The organism is Taibaiella koreensis (genome assembly GCF_003545715.1).
GTDB lineage: Bacteria > Bacteroidota > Bacteroidia > Chitinophagales > Chitinophagaceae > Taibaiella > Taibaiella koreensis.
In genome coordinates, this window is the sequence record NZ_QVNU01000001.1 from 1073118 (window position 1) to 1091288 (window position 18171).

General features: G+C 49.6%; 19 protein-coding genes. 8 read left to right on the forward strand and 11 right to left on the reverse strand.

What is annotated here, in order from left to right; genetic code table 11:
• Positions 1–6: 6 nt before the first annotated feature.
• Entirely contained in the window at positions 7–567 is a 561-nt protein-coding gene (locus DZK30_RS04745; protein WP_240432855.1) for a cysteine hydrolase family protein, read from the forward strand.
• Between the two features lie 233 nt (positions 568–800).
• Positions 801–1928 carry a serine hydrolase domain-containing protein gene (locus DZK30_RS04750; RefSeq protein WP_118972921.1) on the forward strand — a complete coding sequence of 376 codons (1128 nt, stop codon included), beginning with the start codon at positions 801–803 and terminating at the stop codon, positions 1926–1928.
• 176 nt (positions 1929–2104) lie between these two features.
• Here the strand turns inward: DZK30_RS04750 and DZK30_RS04755 are convergent, their stop codons facing one another.
• The 3 genes from DZK30_RS04755 to DZK30_RS04765 form a co-directional block, all read right to left on the reverse strand.
• Positions 2105–2527: a nuclear transport factor 2 family protein gene (locus DZK30_RS04755; protein WP_205529358.1), complete on the reverse strand. Its 423-nt coding sequence runs from the start codon at positions 2525–2527 to the stop codon at positions 2105–2107.
• Positions 2528–2849: 322 nt separating this feature from the next.
• Positions 2850–3389, reverse strand: a complete 540-nt coding sequence (locus DZK30_RS04760) for a carboxymuconolactone decarboxylase family protein (RefSeq protein ID WP_118972922.1) — start codon at positions 3387–3389, stop codon at positions 2850–2852.
• A 202-nt stretch (positions 3390–3591) separates the two neighbouring features.
• Positions 3592–4452, reverse strand: coding sequence for a helix-turn-helix domain-containing protein (locus DZK30_RS04765; protein ID WP_118972923.1), 861 nt, complete (start codon positions 4450–4452; stop codon positions 3592–3594).
• A 230-nt stretch (positions 4453–4682) separates the two neighbouring features.
• On the opposite strand from DZK30_RS04765, the gene DZK30_RS04770 reads away from it, so the two are divergent.
• Positions 4683–5102: a hypothetical protein gene (locus tag DZK30_RS04770; RefSeq protein ID WP_118972924.1), complete on the forward strand. Its 420-nt coding sequence runs from the start codon at positions 4683–4685 to the stop codon at positions 5100–5102.
• Positions 5103–5319: 217 nt separating this feature from the next.
• Here the strand turns inward: DZK30_RS04770 and DZK30_RS04775 are convergent, their stop codons facing one another.
• The 6 genes from DZK30_RS04775 to DZK30_RS04800 all read right to left on the reverse strand — a co-directional run bounded on the left by DZK30_RS04775 (position 5320) and on the right by DZK30_RS04800 (position 10749).
• On the reverse strand, positions 5320–6264 hold the full coding sequence (locus DZK30_RS04775; RefSeq protein ID WP_317125481.1) for an oxidoreductase: 945 nt from the start codon (positions 6262–6264) through the stop codon (positions 5320–5322).
• A gap of 42 nt (positions 6265–6306) precedes the next feature.
• Entirely contained in the window at positions 6307–7209 is a 903-nt protein-coding gene (locus tag DZK30_RS04780) for a helix-turn-helix domain-containing protein (RefSeq protein WP_118972926.1), read from the reverse strand.
• Positions 7210–7308: 99 nt separating this feature from the next.
• The gene (locus DZK30_RS04785) at positions 7309–9330 is read right to left on the reverse strand and encodes a PAS domain-containing sensor histidine kinase (RefSeq protein WP_118972927.1); all 2022 of its coding nucleotides are present in this window, start codon (positions 9328–9330) and stop codon (positions 7309–7311) included.
• 190 nt (positions 9331–9520) lie between these two features.
• Positions 9521–9871, reverse strand: coding sequence for a c-type cytochrome (locus DZK30_RS04790; RefSeq protein WP_118972928.1), 351 nt, complete (start codon positions 9869–9871; stop codon positions 9521–9523).
• A 9-nt stretch (positions 9872–9880) separates the two neighbouring features.
• Positions 9881–10360 (reverse strand): DUF2214 family protein, encoded by a 480-nt coding sequence (locus DZK30_RS04795; RefSeq protein ID WP_118972929.1) that lies wholly within the window; start codon positions 10358–10360, stop codon positions 9881–9883.
• Positions 10357–10749, reverse strand: a complete 393-nt coding sequence (locus DZK30_RS04800) for a DoxX family protein (protein WP_118972930.1) — start codon at positions 10747–10749, stop codon at positions 10357–10359. Before DZK30_RS04800 ends, DZK30_RS04795 begins: the two co-directional genes overlap by 4 nt.
• Positions 10750–10869: 120 nt before the next feature.
• Between DZK30_RS04800 and DZK30_RS04805 the strand changes: the two genes are divergently transcribed.
• The gene (locus tag DZK30_RS04805; protein ID WP_118972931.1) at positions 10870–11508 is read left to right on the forward strand and encodes a MarR family winged helix-turn-helix transcriptional regulator; all 639 of its coding nucleotides are present in this window, start codon (positions 10870–10872) and stop codon (positions 11506–11508) included.
• Positions 11509–11745: 237 nt separating this feature from the next.
• Here the strand turns inward: DZK30_RS04805 and DZK30_RS04810 are convergent, their stop codons facing one another.
• Both DZK30_RS04810 and DZK30_RS25650 read right to left on the reverse strand, forming a co-directional pair.
• On the reverse strand, positions 11746–14160 hold the full coding sequence (locus DZK30_RS04810; RefSeq protein ID WP_240432857.1) for a heavy metal translocating P-type ATPase: 2415 nt from the start codon (positions 14158–14160) through the stop codon (positions 11746–11748).
• A gap of 215 nt (positions 14161–14375) precedes the next feature.
• Positions 14376–14711, reverse strand: coding sequence for a DUF6660 family protein (locus DZK30_RS25650; protein ID WP_162902839.1), 336 nt, complete (start codon positions 14709–14711; stop codon positions 14376–14378).
• 150 nt (positions 14712–14861) lie between these two features.
• Here DZK30_RS25650 and DZK30_RS04815 point away from each other — a divergent pair, with 150 nt between their 5' ends.
• The 4 genes from DZK30_RS04815 to DZK30_RS04830 are packed head-to-tail and all read left to right on the forward strand — an operon-like array spanning position 14862 to position 18150.
• Positions 14862–15428: a TetR/AcrR family transcriptional regulator gene (locus DZK30_RS04815; protein WP_118972932.1), complete on the forward strand. Its 567-nt coding sequence runs from the start codon at positions 14862–14864 to the stop codon at positions 15426–15428.
• A gap of 1 nt (position 15429) precedes the next feature.
• A complete protein-coding gene (locus tag DZK30_RS04820) occupies positions 15430–16899 on the forward strand; it encodes an MFS transporter (protein ID WP_118972933.1) in 1470 nt (489 codons plus the stop codon).
• 50 nt (positions 16900–16949) lie between these two features.
• On the forward strand, positions 16950–17462 hold the full coding sequence (locus tag DZK30_RS04825; protein ID WP_118972934.1) for a methylated-DNA--[protein]-cysteine S-methyltransferase: 513 nt from the start codon (positions 16950–16952) through the stop codon (positions 17460–17462).
• Positions 17463–17484: 22 nt separating this feature from the next.
• Entirely contained in the window at positions 17485–18150 is a 666-nt protein-coding gene (locus tag DZK30_RS04830; RefSeq protein ID WP_240432876.1) for a DNA-3-methyladenine glycosylase family protein, read from the forward strand.
• Positions 18151–18171: the final 21 nt, after the last annotated feature.

Sequence of the window (18171 nt, forward strand, 5' to 3'; positions counted from 1 at the left end):
AATCGAGTGGAACAAACAACAAAAGCGGCCCTTCTGGTCATGGACATGCAATCGTCCATACTGGGCATGCTCCCCGACGCCACGGGTTTGGTAGACAAGGTGGCCAGGGCCATTACCCAGGCCCGTAGCAACAATATGCCCGTTATTTATGTGGTGGTTGGTTTCCGCGCCGGAACGCCGGAAATCAGTGCCAGTAACAAAAGCTTTTCTGCCATCAGCAGCAGGGGACCATGGACGGAGGAGCAAGCTGCACAATGGCTGCAGATCCATGCTGAGGTAGCGCCGCAGCAAAGCGATATCGTAGTGACCAAGCGCCGTGTAAGTGCCTTTACGGGTAGCGACCTTGAAGTAGTGCTGCGCGCACAAGGGGTAGGGCATCTGGTCCTTACTGGGATCGCTACAAGCGGCGTCGTATTGTCTACCCTGCGTGAGGCTTCAGATAAGGATTTCAGGCTTACTGTCATAGAGGACTGCTGCGCCGATATGGATGAAGAAGTGCACCGGGTACTCATGGAAAAGGTGTTTCCCCGCCAGGCAGAAGTGATGCGGCTGGAGGAATGGGTATGATCACGCCGGCTTTACCTTCCTGAAATGGAATGCGCCTGGTGGCCTTTTATCTGACAGGACCTGCCGGGCGCATTGTTTTTGGCCAAATGGTATCTTGCTATCCTATCAACCGGGCGGGACTACATTCGCAGTCCCGCAGATGGCGGTAGAAGTGGCAATGCCACCGGCGGAACCTATGCTGTGATAAGCCGTACCTTTGCCTCCTGTCCCTCCTGTTTACCTGCAATAAAGAAATGATGATGAAAAAATACTGTGGCGCACTCCTGTTTCTCGCTTTTGCTTACGGCGTGCAAGCGCAAACGATAGCGCATCGCATGCAACACATCGTAGACTCTGTTTATGCTCAAAACCCGGAAGCCGTCGGGTTTATCGTACATGTGGAGTCGCCGGGACAGAAGCTGTCCTGGAGCTATGCGACAGGTTATAGTAATAGAAAGACAAAACAAAAGGTGTCGCCGGATGAGCCGGTATTGATCGCCAGCAATACCAAACCTTATGTTGCTGCGACCATACTCCGTCTCGAAGAGCAGGGAAAGCTTCAAATCGATCAGCCTGTAGGGCCGCTACTTAAGCCCGGAACGAATAAGACGCTTATGGCTGCAGGTTATCGTACCGACAGTATCACGTTGAAACATTTGCTGTCGCATACTTCCGGCATCAGGGATTATGTGGATGAGGGTTATTTTAAGTTTATAGGAACCCATAAGAAGCATGAATGGAGCCGCGATGAGCAGATCGCCAGAGCAGCCGGCCTGGGAAGGCCGCTTTCGGGCCCGGGGCAGGCTTTTAAATATGCCGACATCAATTATGTTTTGCTAACCGAGGTCATAGAGCATTTCACCGGGAAGCCGTTTTACACCTCTATCCGTACCTTGCTGGACTATAGGCAACTGCAGCTCGACCATACCTGGTTTGCCAAGCTGGAAAAGGCGCCCAAAGGCATTGTACCGGCAGCGCATCAGTATTGGGACGAATTCGGCTGGGATACTTACGATCTTGACCCATCCTGGGACCTGTATGGCGGCGGTGGCATGAAGGCAACGCTGAAAGATATGGCTTTGTTCTTCCAATACTTGTTTAACGGTAAGGTCATTCACAGTGATAAGGTGCTGGCGACAATGTATACGGATGTACCGCCGGATCTGCAGATCAATTATTGTCTGGGTATCCGGAAGATCAAATATTCAGGATTAATGGGGTATAATCATGGCGGCGGACTGGGGACGGACGTGATCTTTATACCTGAGTTGAACGCCACCATTGCCGTTGCTGCGCTTGAGGCCATGCACCGGCCCGTAGCGCTTAAGATCAGCCAGGAGATCATCAGGGCACTTGATGAAGAGAAGAGTAGCCGGCCTTAATGTAGCTTATCGCCGGCTACTCCTGGTGAAAATATTTATCTGACTATCCGGATATAGGAAACAGGATCCAATTCGCCTCCAATTAACGGCTGCTGAGCTTGTCGAAGCATCATCTTTGTCCTTTCGACGAGCTCAAGGACCGGCTTTGTTTCCTATATCCGGATAGTCACTAATATTTAATCGATGATGCCGGCGACAAAGAATTGTTCAATACCCGCCACATCGGAAAGATAAGTAGCTATATCGCTGATCTTTCCTTTACTTACCTGGCATACTATAGCCACCTGCTCATCCAGGATAAGGTCGTCCCTGCTTGCTGTATTGTGAAGCGATAGCGTAAAGCCATGCAGGCCGTACAGGATATGCTTCAGTTGAAACCGGACGCCAAATTTCTTCAAGGCCTGCGCCCGGTCAATAATTGCATCTGCTCCCCGGGCAGGGCCCGACAGCAGACTTGAACCAGGCAAAGTCCAGGTCGCTTCCGGTACGAGCAGGGAGCGCATACTTTCCCAATCATTATTTTTTAAAGCGCTGAGAAAAGCGTTGGCGATATACTCCTTCTGCTCATCGGTAACGAGCCTATCTTGTTGTTCTTGCATCTTTTTATTGTGTTTGAACTATCGTAAAGCAGGCAGGCTTTGGTCAGCTTTGTCTGCCAGGTTTGTATTTAAATATCCAATGTCGTTTAGTTGAGCACTTGTCGAAATGACGAAGCCATGTGGTGAACCGCGAAGGTCGCCAAGATGCACGCAAAGATCGCTAAGACAGTAGCAGGAAATGTTTCCTGAGGTGGTGCTTTCCTTTTAAAAGGTAATAAGCCGATAGCTGATAACGGATATAACCTGCTATACCCCCGGGCGAAATTGGACTTCCAGGGGTACCTCATTTCTTAGCTAAACGACATTGATTTAATTATCCCCTTTATGGTAAAGGTTCGGCAGCGGGAAAGTCAACCGGAATACCGGTTAGGGCATATACATAATTGGTGAATATCCTGGCTGTCACCAGACCTGTGAGGTCCATGAGCGCTGCTTCCTGGTAGCCGGCAGCAAAGAAGGCTTCCAGCGTTTCTTCGTTGGCTTTGCCTTTTTGCTCAGCTATTGAGCGGGCCAGCTGTAGTATCGCCTGTAATTTAGGATCATTTACCCGGGCTGCTCTTATAGCCAGGGTATCTTCCCTGGTAAAGCCATGTTTGATGGCCAACAGCGTATGTGCCGCCAGGCAATAGTTACAACCGTTGACTTCGGAAACCACCAGGGCGATGGCTTCCCGTTCCTTTGCAGAGAATACACCCTTATTCAGGTTGGCTTCAAGATCAAGGAAGCCCTTCAATGCATTTGCCGAGTAGCCCATGGTGGCATACAGGTTCGGGACTTTTCCCAACCGCTTTTGGATCTGGTCGAGCAGAAGCTGCGCATCTGCGCTCACCTGCCCGGGAGCAGGTACTGTTATTGTTTTCATTTTTAGTTTATGTTTTGAGATGAATTTATTGTTTGCCGGTTCTGCCAGGGTGCGATCAGTCCAGGCCGGAAGGTAAGCCTATAGAGAAAGGCCTTGCCCGGATCGGAGACATCATTTGAGGATGGGATGTATGCATGACGTAATTTGTTTTGACAGGTCAAAATTACGTCGGCCGGTCACTGTGGAACATGGACGGGACAGGCTATTGCCTGGACAAATCTGCCACGATAGAGATACCGGTCTTGTCACGGAAGGTTTGGGGAGCAACACCGGTTACCTTCTTGAAAAAGCGGCTGAAATAGAACTCATCCTCGAATTGCAAAGCGAACGCAATTTCTTTGATGCTCTTCCGTGTTAAATGAAGCTGCTTTTTGGCTTCCAATACCAATCGCTCCTGTATCAGCTGGGAGGGTGTCTTGCTGAAATAACGGCTGCAACGTTTGGAAAAATTATTGGGCGACATAGCCAGCAGTTGCGCATAATCGCTGGGCTTATGCAGGGTAAGGTAATGCTGGTCCAGCAATTGCCGGAAACGTTCCATTGAATCGTCTTTTTCCTTTGCCCCACTGTTGCCCTCCATCAATTTAACTTTTATATTGCTGGCTTTTGCGAGGAAGAGCTGCAGGTATGCCCGTAGTACAATATCGGAGGGCGGGTCCTGCCTTGTCTCTTCATTAATGTCCTTTAGCAAATGGGTGAATACCTCCACCTCTCTGTCGCTTAGTGTGATACAGGGCTGTATGTAAATATTATTAAAGAGCAATCCATTACAAGCTACTTCGGTACGATGATATTCGATGCAGTAAAAATCGCCATGGAATTGCAGCATGGTTACCGGCGCCGGTTTGCACTGCTCTATATAAATGACCTGCAAAGGCGTCGAGAACAAGACAACCGGTCCCTTGAAAGAAAAGGTTCCGAAATCGGCATGATAGATGCCTTCTCCTTCGGGTAGGAACAACATGGTGTATTCGGAGAACCGGGCCGGTGTGCTCAAAGCGGCCGTATCTGTTTGTTTGAGTCCGAATAAAGATATCGCTGATCCGGTAACGGTTTCATTCATAGGTCGGATGTTGTGTGCTAAAGGCAAATGAACTGTTGCAGCAAAATAGGAACTTTATAGATACCTACCGCGCATGCTCCGATAGATTGTTGGGATTTTCCGTCTCCTGAAAATTACCATTCCGCTAAGCAACTTTTAGCGGACGCCGGGGTTGTTCTGTTGGAAATGCTCCTGTTCTGCTGCATCAGCCGGACAAAAGCATCTTTTTATCAGGCACTAAACCGATTGATATGAAAAATATAACGGAGCTCAAGGAATTTTTTGAGCAATACGGCGTAGTCAGCTGCTCCGATGATGTGCAGCCGCTGGCCGGTTTTTATGCAGATAGCTTTATCGTAGCGGGACCCGAAGGCAGCGCTGCTTTTCATAATGATGAACATTTTGCCCGGTGGCTGGATCAGTTACGGGAGGGAAATGAACGGTCCGGGTTGAAAGGTATGCAAATTGTGGCCTTTAATGAATTTCCTATCAGCGATCAATATAAAGGCGCTACGATAACCTGGGGCGCACAATTTGAAAAGACGGGTGAAGAGCTGATCCAATTCAATATAACGTACTTCGTTCACTTATTGGACGAAGTACCTAAGATCATTATGTATATCAGTGAGCGTGGCCAGGAAGCACTCATGCAGGAAAAAGGGCTGCTGTAAATGGTTCAGCCGGCGTGGAAAATTATTTAAGAGGCAGTAATTTTTATAGAAATTTTTGCCAGGCTTCGACTCCGCTCGGCCTGACAAAAATTTTGATCGCAATTCTGGAGAGCGATGCCACAGTACAAATGCTTTATGCCGATGGTTGCCATTAGTCCGCAGCAAGACAATCATTTTGATCGCGCGCCTGAACCAACGAGGCCTGCTCAGCAAATATTTACCCCGGATAATGGAGGCCCGTCGCTGATGCGGCATAGGCCCAGAGCCTATCGGCTACAGCCTCATCCAAACCGTTGGGCGTAATGGCTACCCGGGCCGGGAACCCCCTGTAGCCGCCATCCTGGTCGGGGCCATATAAATTCCCGCCGGTCGCTTCATCCGAAACCGCGGCATATAGCGAGGGCAGGGCTCCCTGCCAGGGCTCCATCAAGGCGCCAATCCGGTCCACAGCCGCTTCGTATTCAGTTGTGCTCATATGGCGTGATAATTCTGTTTTGTTGGCGCCCGGCTGTGCGGCTACGGAAATTATCCCGTCGCCTGCGGCAGTGATCCTTCGCTGAAGCGCTACAGAAAACAGGATATCGGCCAGCTTGCTCTGGCAATATTCCCGCATAGGATCGTAAGATAGCTCCGACTTCAGGTTGCTGAAATCAATGGTTCCGCGCAGGTAGGCCATGCTGCTCACCGTTACGATGCGGGCGCCCGGCGTGGCTTTGAGTAAGGGATACAGATGGCCGGTGAGCGCAAAATGGCCGATAAAGTTGACGCCGAACTGCAGCTCAAATCCATCTTCCGTTTTTGAAGCGGGAGGGATCATGACACCGGCATTGTTAATGAGCAGGTCGACCCGGCTGTGCCGCTGTAGAAAGGCTTCCGCAAATTGTTGTACGGCCTTCAGGCTGGCGAGGTCCAGCAACGCCGTTTCCAGGGAGCCTGCGCCGCGCTGGCCTTGCATGCTTTCAAGGGCCTTTTCCGCCTTATCCATACTTCTGCAGGCCAATACTACATGCGCTCCTGCTTTATACAGGGCCAGGGCTGTTTCGTAGCCGATGCCGGCATTCGCACCGGTTACGATCGCCGTTTTGCCGGTTTGATCTGTCATATTTTCTTTTGCTGTCCACATAATGTTTAATCGTTTGATACTGCAAAGTTCATCAAACATCAAGTACTCCGGATACCAAAATGAAAGCAAAAAGGATAAAAATCAATCCGTACCCAACTGCCTGAATTTATTAGGTGTGATGCCGGCCAGGCTTTTGAAGAAGGCGGAAAAATGATTAGGCTCCTCAAAGCCCAGGCACCAGGCAATTTCGCTGATGGTCCAGCTTGTGCTTTTCAATAGGACCTTCGCTTCCTGCCATACCCGCTCTTTAATCAACAGGGTGGTGGTTTTCCCGGTGATCTCTTTAAGGGCTTTATTGAGGTGGTTGACATGGACATTCAATTGCTGTGCAAATGCCGAGGGCGTGTGCAGCCGGATCACCTGGCTGCTTAATTCTACCGGGAACTGGCGTTCCAGTAATTCTGCAAACAGGCCTGTGATCCTTTCCGATGCATTGGATCCTGCTACTGCGTTCCCTGTTGCCGGCTGCATCTTCTGGGCCTCGTGTACAACCTCCATGACCATATGGCGCAGTAGCTCGTATTTGTAGGTATAATTGCCCTGCAGCTCCCGGAACATTTTCGAAAACAGATCTTCGAACCGGGGCAGGTCTGTCGCAGACAACGGAATTACAGCCGTATCGGCCGATTGAAATACAGGATAATCCCGGATAGCCCCGAACCGGTTGAAAAAGGCCTCGGTGAAGATGCATACATAGCCGCGTTGCTTCTTGCTGATCCGTTCCCAGTGGTAGGGGACCATCGGGTTGGTAAATACCAGGGCGCTATCTCTGACTTCTATGCTCTGGTCTGCATAATGAATTTTGCTGTGTCCCCTAACGAGGCTTATTTTAAAGAAGTCGCGACGGCTGTAAGTGACCTTTTTGTGCTCAGGCAGGTCCATGTCTTCGATCCTGAAAAGATTAAAATGGCCGGCTTCATAAGAGGCGGGCGCCGGATCCTGGTTCAGGGTCTTGTAAAAAGCGTTCAGCGCGATAACTTTCATCTTTTTCAAAGATACAAAAATCAAATAATGATAAGTGCCGCCCGGTATAGAGAAAGGGTAGTACGTCCGGCTCGCTCGGAAGCACTACCGGTAGAATGTTTAAGAGGGTAGGCTGAACCAAAAAGTTGCGCCTTTGCCCCATTCGCTCTCGACACCAATGTGGCCGCCGTGCTTATGAATGATCTCTTCGCAGATATACAATCCCAGCCCCAACCCTGGGATGAGACCATTGTTTTGGCCGGCGCGGTAATAGCGTTCGAAAATATACGGCAACTTTTCAGCGGGGATGCCGGGGCCAAAATCGGTTACCGAAACGCGGACACTATCATTTTCCGGGCAAACGCTGACGGATATCTGCCCGGCCTCGGGCGCATATTTAACAGCATTGTTGATGAGGTTTACAATTACCTGCTCGATCAATTGCTCATCGGCATACACTTCGGCCGGAGCTGTCTCCTTTAGGTCAATCACGCGACCTGTCGTTATGCGTACGTGCTGGCAACATTCGTTGATCAGGTCTGTAATGTTGAAATGCGTCTTGTTTAGCGGGAACCGGCCCTGGCTGAGGCGGTTGCTGTTCAGCAGCCCGCTTACCAGGGCGCTTAATTTTTCCGCACTGCGATTGGCCTGGCCAATCAGTTTCGTCGTAGCGTTATCAGGGTCTCCCGACGTCATACGGGCCAGCAACTGTAGCGACACTTTCAGGGTCGTCACCGGGGTTTTGAGCTCATGGCTTGCTATGCTGATAAAGTCGTCTTTCTGCTGTAGCAACTTGATCCGGTTGGTGACATCTGTAAAGGTAACGATGCAGCCGGTTACCTGTTGGTGGTTGTCTTCGAGTGGCGCTGCATTGACCGAGATATACAGCTTCTCCCACCCTTGCCGGACAATGGCGATCTCCTGGTCGTATAATGACAGTCGTGTACGGAGTGCGATGTATACCGGGTGGTCCTCCATGGCTAGTGGCGTGCCGTCTGTACGTTCATTTTGCCACCTGTTATCATCGTACTTCCGCTGTAGCAGCTCTGTTTCGTCGACGCCCATGATCTTTTGGGCCATGGGGTTGACGTAGGTGAGCCCGCCCTGTGCATCGGTAATAATGACGCCCTCTGCCATGGTATCCAGTATTCGCTGCAAGCGCTGCTCATTGGCGCGTAAGTTCTGCTCTAGCGTGGTTTTTTCGGAAATGATCGCCTCCAGGTGTTTGCGTGCGCGTACCTGGCCGGTTACTTCTATAGCCAGATCCATAACGCCGATAATACGGCCGCTATCGCGCAATGGCCGGTAGCTGAAATTGAAGTAGCGTGTCTCAAGGAGACCGTTGCGCTTCATACGGACAGGCACTTCGTTGCCATCGAAAGCTTTCCCGGTCCGGAATGTTTCAAAAATAAGTTCTACTGCCGGTTCCCCTTTTAGTTCCGGCATACTTTCCAGGATAGGCCGGCCAATGGCTGTTTCATCCCGGTTTAAAATATCCAGCATCGGTTGGTTGGCCAGCTCGATTGCCAGGTCTTCGCCCAGGAGCACCATAGCAGCTACAGGCGCCTGCGCGATGAGCCGCTTAAAATTCGTGTCGGATTCCTGCAATCGCTCATTCAATAGCGAAATACGGGCATTGGAGGCAATGAGCTCCCGGTTGACTGCAGACAGGTAGTCGTTGGTCTCCCGGATATCTTCACTGCTCCTTTTCAATTCGCTTATGAGCCCCTCTTCGCGTCGCTTCTTTTCAGCAACCTGCTGCAATGCTGCTAACCGGGTGCTAACGTCAGTTGCTGTATGGAGGATAGCGATCACTTGTCCGCTATCATCTTGTATTGCCCGGTATTCAAAATCAAAATACGATACCTTCGGAAAACCATCTATTACCAACATTGCCGGTGTGTCTGTAGCCCGGTATGTTTCGCCGGTTGTCCAAACACGCTCCAATAAGCCTATAAACGGCTGGCCGTCCAACTCCGGTACGGCTATCACCAGGGGTTTGCCGGTAATATCACCCGTCTTACCCCAGAATGCCTGCATCGCCTGATTCACAAAACAGATATGCAGATCAGGACTATCGTAGACGGCTGTGGCATCCTGCGACAGGGTAAGTATGTGTAAGAGGGTCTGATCCGAAAGCATGAAACTGGTTAAAGTGTAAAGCTATCGAATAGTAGGCATAAGCTGAGTGTTTGTGTCAACAAGATGATGTGGTAGAGAGGGCCTGCGCGACTGTTCGCCGCATCAGCCGGGATGGCACATCATGAGCTTTTTTGGGGAACTTGCTGATTGTAAACAGGCTATTGCTTCCCGGTGCAGCTACTGGTCCGGCTTACTCCCGTAGCGTTATAATGTAGCTTGTAATGGCAGCAACCTCCTCTTGTGTCAATTGGGAACCGAACGCCGGCATGGCATTTTTTCCCTTGCTGATGATCGACACGATGCTTACGCTATCGATCCTGCTTACTTTCAGGTTGGCTGCATTGCCGATCCCGGCAGTGCCATCACTGCCGTGGCAGGTGGCACAATTATGTTTAAATCCAGTTTTCCCTTTGTTTCCTGTTGTATTGGTCTGCGCCGGATAGGAAGCGGAAGCCTCCTTGTCCGCATCAGGATCGTTATTGCCGCATGAGGAGGAAAGCACGATAGCTGACAGGGCATAAATAAGGATATTCGTTTTCATACCGGTAAATTAATTGAATTTAAAAACACTCAGTGTAAAAATGAGTATAAATAGTAAGAGCTGAATGAGCTGGACTATTGTGAAGCGTTTCCTGATGTCCTGCCATTTGGTAGCAGGTATATTTACCGTAGCATTATCTCCCAGCATTTTTCTCAGCCTTGTTCCCAGCATGCGCCGTAAGCCCAGGCCATTGAGAATAATAATCAGCAGCAGCCCCATTTTGATACGAAACCATAGTTGTGCTCCCCATACTTCGTGAAGCTTTATCATCATGAGAATGCCGGACACAAGGATCAGCAACATTCCGATCCCCAGGAACCGCTGAAGCTTATAAAGATAGTCGCCCAGTACAAGGCCTTTATTCTTGTCGGTGGCATATGCTTTGTAAAACATGTTGAACGTAATATAGTCGACAAATGATGCGCCGGCCATTAAGGTAATTCCGATAATATGCAGTACCAATGCCGCATGATAAAATGCTGTGCTCATAACTTCTGGTTTGATAATTTATTTTGGGAAAGATCTGTTTTGGAAACATACCACATGGATAGTAGTATTAATGCGAGGTCAACCGAAACGAAGAGGATTTTGGACAGGGGATCACCGCTGCAGATATGTGCGGTTAATGCGGAGATCATAGCAATCAGAAAGCCGGCATATATCCATTCTTTTACCCGTAGCGGGGTCATGGGGAGGAGTAAGGCTATGGCGCCTATGACTTTGGCAATGACGAGCTCTATCCTGAAATAATCAGGAAACCCGAGCTTTCTCAGGTCAGCGGCATGCGTGTAGGAAAACCAGGCGCTGAATAACATGAAGAAGATGATGAAGCCCTTCGCGACCAGGTAGGCGGGCCTTTTCTTTATTGCTTGTTCCATTGTGGTTAAATTTATTTCGAAAGCGTAATTTATTTATCAAATGTACTACGTTTTGGTAATAAAACAATATTTCCGGAATTTATTTTCTAGATTTGCTACGAAACCGAAGTATTTTAATGTATGAATAAAACTGTCTTGCTGGTGAATCATTGGGCCGATTTCGAGAAGAAATACCCAAAGGGAAACGTGGCCGATTTCTGCCGGTATTTTTTAGCGCACCAGGATAAGGAGCAGCATCATGAAGGAACATTAGTCGGGGGTGTGGTTCCTTTTATCAAAGAAGGACTTTTGCTAAAGATCATAGGCAGAATAAGCAAGCTGAATATGCTGTATGCAAATATTGCGCTGAAGGGGACAGGCCTGAACCAGATCGAAGAGTTCGGTATGCTGCAAACGATTAAACAGGAAAAGGCGCCCCGGAAAACAGAAGTGATCTATGCTAACCTGTTTGAATTGTCCAGCGGGACAGACATGCTGAATCGCATGCAAAAGCGGGGACTGATAAGGGAATACGCCGATAGCGAAGACAAACGCTCCAAAAGGATCGAACTCACCGCCAAAGGCGAAAAGGTTGCCAAACAAAGCAAGGAGCGCATTGAAAAAAATGCTGCCATGCTGATGAATTCACTCGCAGATGAAGATAAAGCGCTTTGTATCCAGCTGCTAAAGGGTGTGGAAATAAAGCTGTCGGAACAATGGCAACGACACAAAGGACAGGACTTCGATGCTATCTATAAGGAGCTAATGGCGTGCACATGACAGATGATGAGGCATGAAGCTTCATACCTCGTCATCTATCCGAAAAAGGGTAACCCGTTTGAACCATCATTTTGTTGTATTCCGGATCACTTAATAAATCAAAGATGACTGTCTCCGGAAGATCTCCCCGCAACTGGCTTTGTCTGAAATGATACTACCGGCTCATCTATAGCGGATAAACCGGTAGCGCGAATCAGAGGGTGCTTCATTCCTACAGTAAGTAAGGCCTGGCGCACATCAGAATTTCATTTTCTGGATCCGCATGGCATTAAAAATAGCTAACAAGGCCACACCGACATCGGCAAAAACCGCCTCCCACATGGTGGCCAGACCACCGGCCCCAAGTACCAGGACTATGCCTTTTACCACAAAGGCAAAAACGATATTCTGCCACACAACCCGGTTGGTAGCTACCCCAATCAGAATAGCCTTGGTAATTTTGGAAGGCTGGTCAGTTTGAATAATAACGTCGGCTGTTTCTATAGCAGCATCACTACCCAAACCGCCCATTGCCATGCCCACATCACTCAATGCAAGCACCGGCGCATCATTGACGCCGTCTCCCACGAAGGCAATAACCCTTGATGTATCCGCTTTTATCTCTTCGACCTTTTTTACCTTTCCCTCCGGAAGCAGGTCCCCAAAGGCATTGTCGATACCCAGCGCACTGGCTACCTTGTCGACGACTGCTTGTTTGTCGCCGGATAGCATCACTGTTTTTATATTACGGCCATGCAGTGCATCGATGGCCTCTTTGCTGTCCTCTTTTATCTGGTCGGCGATCGTTACATAGCCGGCCAGCTTATGGTCTACGGCAACAACTACAATGGTATCCCCGATAGAGCGGATCGAATCATCAACAGGGATCTTCATTTTATCCATCAGCTTCAGGTTGCCGGCCAGGACCGTTTTGCCGTCGATCGTTCCCCTGATCCCGTGACCGCTGATCTCCTCCAGGTCCGCTACTTTGATGCCTCCTGCTGTCTCTCCGGCATAGCTTACCACCGCCCGGGCTACCGGATGGGTGGATGCCGCTTCCAGCGCCGCAGCCATTGGCAGCCACACTGCTTCGCCCAGCGTATAGCTTTTTACTTCCCGGACTTTAAATACGCCCTCGGTCAACGTACCGGTCTTATCCATGATCACGGTGTTTACTTTGGTCATCAGGTCGAGGAAATTTGATCCTTTAAATAGAATGCCGTTCCTGGAGGCTGCTCCGATACCACCGAAATAACCAAGCGGGATAGAAATAACCAGAGCACAGGGGCAGGATATGACGAGGAATATCAGGGCACGATAAAGCCACTGCTTAAAAATATAGTCATCGACGAAGAAATAGGGCAGTAGTGCTATGCAGACGGCCAACACCACGACGATCGGGGTGTAAACACGCGAGAACTTGCGGATAAACTGTTCTGTTGTCGCCTTACGTGTTGTGGCTTCCTGTACCATCGTGAGGATACGGGCAAGGGAGCTGTCGTTATACAATTTGGTAACTTTCAATTCCACAGCCTTATCCTGGTTGATCATGCCGGCAAGCACTACTTCGCCTTTCTTTATCTCCGATGGCCTGCTTTCGCCGGTAAGGGCCGCCGTATTGAACGCGCTTCCTTCGCTGAGCATCTCGCCATCCAGGGGTACCTTTTCCCCTGCTTTTATCCGGATAACATCGCCGATCGCTACTTCTTTCGGATCCGCTTCTGCAAACCGGTCGCCTTTCCGGACAAAGGCTATAGCCGGCCGGATATCAAGCAGCGCCTTAATGCTGCGTTTCGCTTTGTTGACCGCAGCGTCCTGGAAGAGCTCTCCTACGGTATAAAATACCATTACCGCTACACCTTCGGGATACTCGCCGATAAAAAATGCACCCAGGGTCGCAATAGTCATGAGCACAAATTCGGTGAATACATCGCCCCTGACAAATAGCTTTATACCTTGCAAGGCAACGGGAAGGCCCACCGGCAGATAAGCGACAGCATACCAAAGCAGCCTTACCCAGCCGGTGAAAAATGCGGGTTTGAGAAGATTGTCTGTGGCAATTCCTGCCAACAGCATCACCAGGCTGATGGCGACCGGTGCGTACTTCCGGAACCCGCGTGCTCCGTCGGCTCCGTGGGTATGGCCCTCATGTTCAGCGTCCGTTTCTGCTTCGTCATGCTTATGGTTATGTCCATCGCTTTTGGGTGCCGCGATGTTTTTATCTCCGGAGCTAAGAGTCTTTAATCCATATCCGGAAATAATCTTTTCGATTGCCGTTTGGCTGGTTTGCTCCGTGTTCAACTCTACTCTTATATTGCCCGCTGCGGATACGGATACATCCATGACACCCTTTAGCGCCCGTAGCTCGTTTTCCAGCACAGCTGCCTGGTTCATCTCCCTGATCCCGTTTACTTCCATCAGCAGGTGGCTATAACGGTGGGTGATAACAGCTCCTTCTTTAACTGCGATCTCTCCAACCTGCTTCAGAGAAATGACGTCTGGGTCGAAGTGGAAGCACAATTGTGCTTCCTGCTTGTCTGTTGCGGGGGACAGGTGTACTTCGTCGATGCCTTTGTATCCTTTCAGTGTAGCGATGATCCGGGCAACGCAGGCGTCCCGCTCATCCGGTATCTCCGGCAACAATATGTTGAGATTGATTTTTAGTTTTTGCATCTGATCTTTCTTAAGCATGATTAAATGATTGTCATGTGCTCCTGTATCTTACATACAGGAGAAAATGTATAATTACGACCCTGGCTTACCGGGTAAGCTGGCAACGCGTCGAGAAATTGGGTATTCAGCAAAATTGTAAAGCCCCGGTAACAGGTTTGTTCTTATATCGCCAGCCCGTCTTTGCCGCTACGTAATGGGTCCAGGAAGAAAAATAATTATGCCAGCTGTGGCGGTTGCCAAATGGGTAGGGCGATACCTACAGGTTTTTGCTGCAAATAAGGAGCAAATAATCTATCGGCTATTTCTGTAACGGTGACCATCTGCGGCAAGGCAAGGCCGGGTAGTGCACAGGCTGTAGCGCAGCAGGAGCACTGGCAAAAAGGGGCGCACATATCTTCATGCCCCTGTTCCCGTGAAGCCGGTCGTGTATTTTCAACAGTGGTCAGAATAGTAGTCTCGCTGGTAGGAAACGAGCTCCTTCGGGCATCGCTGCAGGGAATGCAGCCAGATGCCAATAGCAATATCGCGAGTATGGAACAGAGGAGTTTCACGCTGACAAATGTATAGGTTAAAAATGATACAATACTGGCATGCTGTCTGAAAATGTTCTTAACAGGATTTCATGAATAGGGAAAGCGCGGGCTGCAAAAAAAAGATAGACAATAAATAGACAAATCTGTCTATTTATTGTCTATCTTTGCATGATGAAACAAAGAGGGCAGGTGGTTGTCGATAAAATACTCGATACGGCAGAACGGCTTTTTTACCTGCAGGGTTATAGTAATACGGGCATTAACCAGGTAATAGAGGAAGCAGATATAGCGAAGGCGTCTCTCTACAAACATTTTGAGACCAAGGCTGACCTACTGGTCGCCTATGTGCAACGTACCCATGAGCGCTGGTTCAGCAGGCTGGAAGCTACCTTGAACAAGGTAGCTGATCCGAAGGATAAATTATTGGCGCTTTTCGACCATCATATTGAGCGCCAGGAGATCCGGCAATATGGCGGCTGTCCCTTTATTAAGGCAAACGATGAAGCGGGTATGAGCGATTCCCGCGTACTGGCAGCGATACAGCAGGCTAAGCGGCATAGCAAAGATCTTATAAAGAAACTGGTGGCTGCATCGGGCCATAAAAGGATATTAACGGACCGGGAATTGGCGGAAATGATATTCATCGCATTGGAAGGTGCGATAGCTGCCGCTTCCGTATTTAAAGGTCCGGCTGAAATACAAACCGCAAAAAAAATCATTCAAAAGCTGATATAAAATGAAAGAAGTCAGGAACAAATGGCTGGAGCTGGTGATCGTGCTATCCGCACCGTTACTTTCCGTAATTGATGTGTTCATTATTAACGTGGCGATACCGGCTATTAAAAAAGGTGTGCAGGCAAGCGATGCTGAGATCCAGCTGGTGATTGCAGGCTATCTTCTGGGATATGCCGCTTTCCTCATAACCGGTGGCAGGGCCGGTGACCATTTTGGCCGGAAAAAGGTATTTTTCCTGGGAATGCTGGCCTTTACGATCGCTTCATGCCTGTGTGGCTTGTCCCAGTCCGCGTTCCAGCTAAACATAACCCGGTTTTTCCAGGGCCTGAGCGCATCCTTTATGATGCCACAGACTATAGCCTTTATACAGGTGCTTTTTACCGACACGAAGGAGCGGGCGAAGGCATTTGGCCTTTATGGCATCACGCTTGGGTCGGCCGCGGTGATCGGTCAGGTATTAGGCGGTTACCTGGCCGATACGCATTGGGCTATCGAGGGCTGGCGGCTGATATTCTTTATCAACCTGCCTATCGGTATCCTCACGCTTTGGGCGACACATAGGTATGTTACAGAAACGCCGAGGCATCAAAACACGAAGTTTGATTATACCGGAGTAATGATCCTGACCCTGGGCTTGTTCTGCCTTATTTATCCTTTGATCGAAGGCCGTGAGGCCGGCTGGCCCTTATGGAGTATTGGTCTGATCGCGCTGTCATTCGGTATTTTCTCCCTTTTCATCTTTAATCAGAAAAAGAAGCTTGCGAGCGGTGGCAATCCATTAATAGATGTAAGGCTATTTAAGATCAAAGACTTCAATATCGGCCTGGTGGCGGTATTGTTCCATTTCATGCTGCACACAGCTTACCTGTTGCTGAGCGCGGTTTATCTTCAAAACGGTCTCGGCGTTTCCGCTTTGGATTGCGGCTTGTATTTCATGGTGCCTGGTATTTTATTTGTGGTATCCTCCCTGGTGGCTTCCAGAACGATCGTGCGGTTTGGGAAGCGGGTGCTGCAGGTGGGTATCGTAGTCCTGGCGGCAGCATTTTACCTGCAAGTGGTACTTTGGAGACCCGGTGTCGGTGCAGGCTTAATTATCGGGCTGATGGGCCTATGGGGCCTTGGGAACGGGCTGGTGCTGCCTTCCCTGCTGAATATTGCGCTTAAAAATGTACCGGCTCAATATGCCGGTGCAGCTGCCGGGGTGTATACAACTTTTCAGCAAACGGCCTCCGCTTTAGGTATCAGCATCATCGGCGGTATATTCTTCTATCGCTCTGCGCAGGGCTGGCAGGCTGCCTATCATGCCGGTGTGATGGGCCTCCTGGTTTGTGCCGCGCTGGTGGCGATCATGTTGTACCTGCTTCCCGGCAGGAAGGCACAACATACATTGCCAGCGCAGGATGCAAAGGTTTCTGGCGATCAGCCGGCGCCGGCTGTCAAAGCTGCGGACGAGCTGATGCCTGCCGATTGATCTAAGGTATCTTTGTTTTTTTATTTCTGTATGCAGTAAAATGCGGATAAATGAAAGCGCAACAATCGCTCGTATATAAAGATATGTCATCACCGGTAGGCCTTATCCGGCTTATCGCTTCTCCCGATGGCCTCGTAGCGGTGCTATGGGAAGGGGAAGACTATAGCAGAACAAAGCTGGCGGCCCCGGAACGAAATGACGAGGATCCTGTGCTGCTGCAAACAGAGCAGCAGCTGAAAGAATATTTTGGCAAACAGAGAACGGTCTTCGATATTCCCCTGGATTGGGAAGGGACGGCATTCCAGGTCAGGGTTTGGGAGGCCTTGCTCGGTATACCTTATGGCGCCACAAAAACCTATGGTGCATTGGCACGTCTGCTCGGCGACATAAAAGCTGTGCGGGCGGTTGGGGGAGCACTCAACAAAAATCCGATATCTATTATTGTTCCCTGTCATAGGGTAGTAGGCGCTTCGGGAAAGCTGACCGGCTTCGCCGGAGGACTGGAAAACAAATCCATTTTGCTTGAGCTGGAGACGGGACATCGGGCGCCAACGCTTTTTTAATAAACATTCCATCTTGAAAATAGTGTCTGCAATTGCTGTCATAGCACCGGAAACCTTTGATCGTGAAAGCTATCATGAGCTATGCGATCGCCTGGCCAAATACGATCATCATCTGAAAGTGATCCTGGATACTTATGGTTATCCCCCGATGTGGACCAGGGAAAATACCTTTGAAACCCTGGTACACATCATCCTGGAGCAGCAGGTGTCACTGGCTTCGGCCCTGGCTGCCCTGAATAAGCTGAGGGAAAAAACCAAACGGCTTAGTCCGGAAGCGGTGCTGCTCCTCAGCGATGGGGAGATGCGGGATTGTTTTGTGAGCCGGCAAAAAATGGGCTATATCAGAGGACTGGCGCAGGCGATACAAAGTGAGGAAATCAATCTTGAGGCTTTTGCAAAAACGCCCGATGAGGCGATCCGTAAAATACTGATCGGTTTGAAGGGTATTGGTAACTGGACTATTGATGTATACTTGATGTTTGTACTGCAACGGGCCGATATTTTCCCGGTAGGCGACCTGGCGGCTGTAAATGCGCTAAAGCGGTTGAAAGGATTGCCGGTTGCCACAACCAGGGAGGAGATCCTGGGCATCAGCGAAGCCTGGAAGCCCTACCGGTCGGTAGCCTGTATGATGCTCTGGCATTATTATCTATCTTGTGCGGGAAAGAAAACAGCACCTGTAGCGTAGCCAATTGTACCCAAAACACCA

Excerpts from the sequence above, each read along its gene's own strand:
- DZK30_RS04750 (WP_118972921.1), top strand. The coding sequence starts at position 801 with ATGATGATGAAAAAATACTGTGGCGCACTCCTGTTTCTCGCTTTTGCT.
- DZK30_RS04820 (WP_118972933.1), top strand. The coding sequence starts at position 15,430 with ATGAAAGAAGTCAGGAACAAATGGCTGGAGCTGGTGATCGTGCTATCC.
- DZK30_RS04755 (WP_205529358.1), bottom strand. The coding sequence starts at position 2,527 with ATGCAAGAACAACAAGATAGGCTCGTTACCGATGAGCAGAAGGAGTAT.
- DZK30_RS04780 (WP_118972926.1), bottom strand. The coding sequence starts at position 7,209 with ATGAAAGTTATCGCGCTGAACGCTTTTTACAAGACCCTGAACCAGGAT.
- DZK30_RS04805 (WP_118972931.1), top strand. The coding sequence starts at position 10,870 with ATGAATAAAACTGTCTTGCTGGTGAATCATTGGGCCGATTTCGAGAAG.
- DZK30_RS04795 (WP_118972929.1), bottom strand. The coding sequence starts at position 10,360 with ATGAGCACAGCATTTTATCATGCGGCATTGGTACTGCATATTATCGGA.
- DZK30_RS04765 (WP_118972923.1), bottom strand. The coding sequence starts at position 4,452 with ATGAATGAAACCGTTACCGGATCAGCGATATCTTTATTCGGACTCAAA.
- DZK30_RS04815 (WP_118972932.1), top strand. The coding sequence starts at position 14,862 with ATGATGAAACAAAGAGGGCAGGTGGTTGTCGATAAAATACTCGATACG.
- DZK30_RS04760 (WP_118972922.1), bottom strand. The coding sequence starts at position 3,389 with ATGAAAACAATAACAGTACCTGCTCCCGGGCAGGTGAGCGCAGATGCG.
- DZK30_RS04785 (WP_118972927.1), bottom strand. The coding sequence starts at position 9,330 with ATGCTTTCGGATCAGACCCTCTTACACATACTTACCCTGTCGCAGGAT.
- DZK30_RS04775 (WP_317125481.1), bottom strand. The coding sequence starts at position 6,264 with ATGTTTGATGAACTTTGCAGTATCAAACGATTAAACATTATGTGGACA.
- DZK30_RS04790 (WP_118972928.1), bottom strand. The coding sequence starts at position 9,871 with ATGAAAACGAATATCCTTATTTATGCCCTGTCAGCTATCGTGCTTTCC.
- DZK30_RS04825 (WP_118972934.1), top strand. The coding sequence starts at position 16,950 with ATGAAAGCGCAACAATCGCTCGTATATAAAGATATGTCATCACCGGTA.
- DZK30_RS04810 (WP_240432857.1), bottom strand. The coding sequence starts at position 14,160 with ATGCAAAAACTAAAAATCAATCTCAACATATTGTTGCCGGAGATACCG.
- DZK30_RS04770 (WP_118972924.1), top strand. The coding sequence starts at position 4,683 with ATGAAAAATATAACGGAGCTCAAGGAATTTTTTGAGCAATACGGCGTA.
- DZK30_RS04800 (WP_118972930.1), bottom strand. The coding sequence starts at position 10,749 with ATGGAACAAGCAATAAAGAAAAGGCCCGCCTACCTGGTCGCGAAGGGC.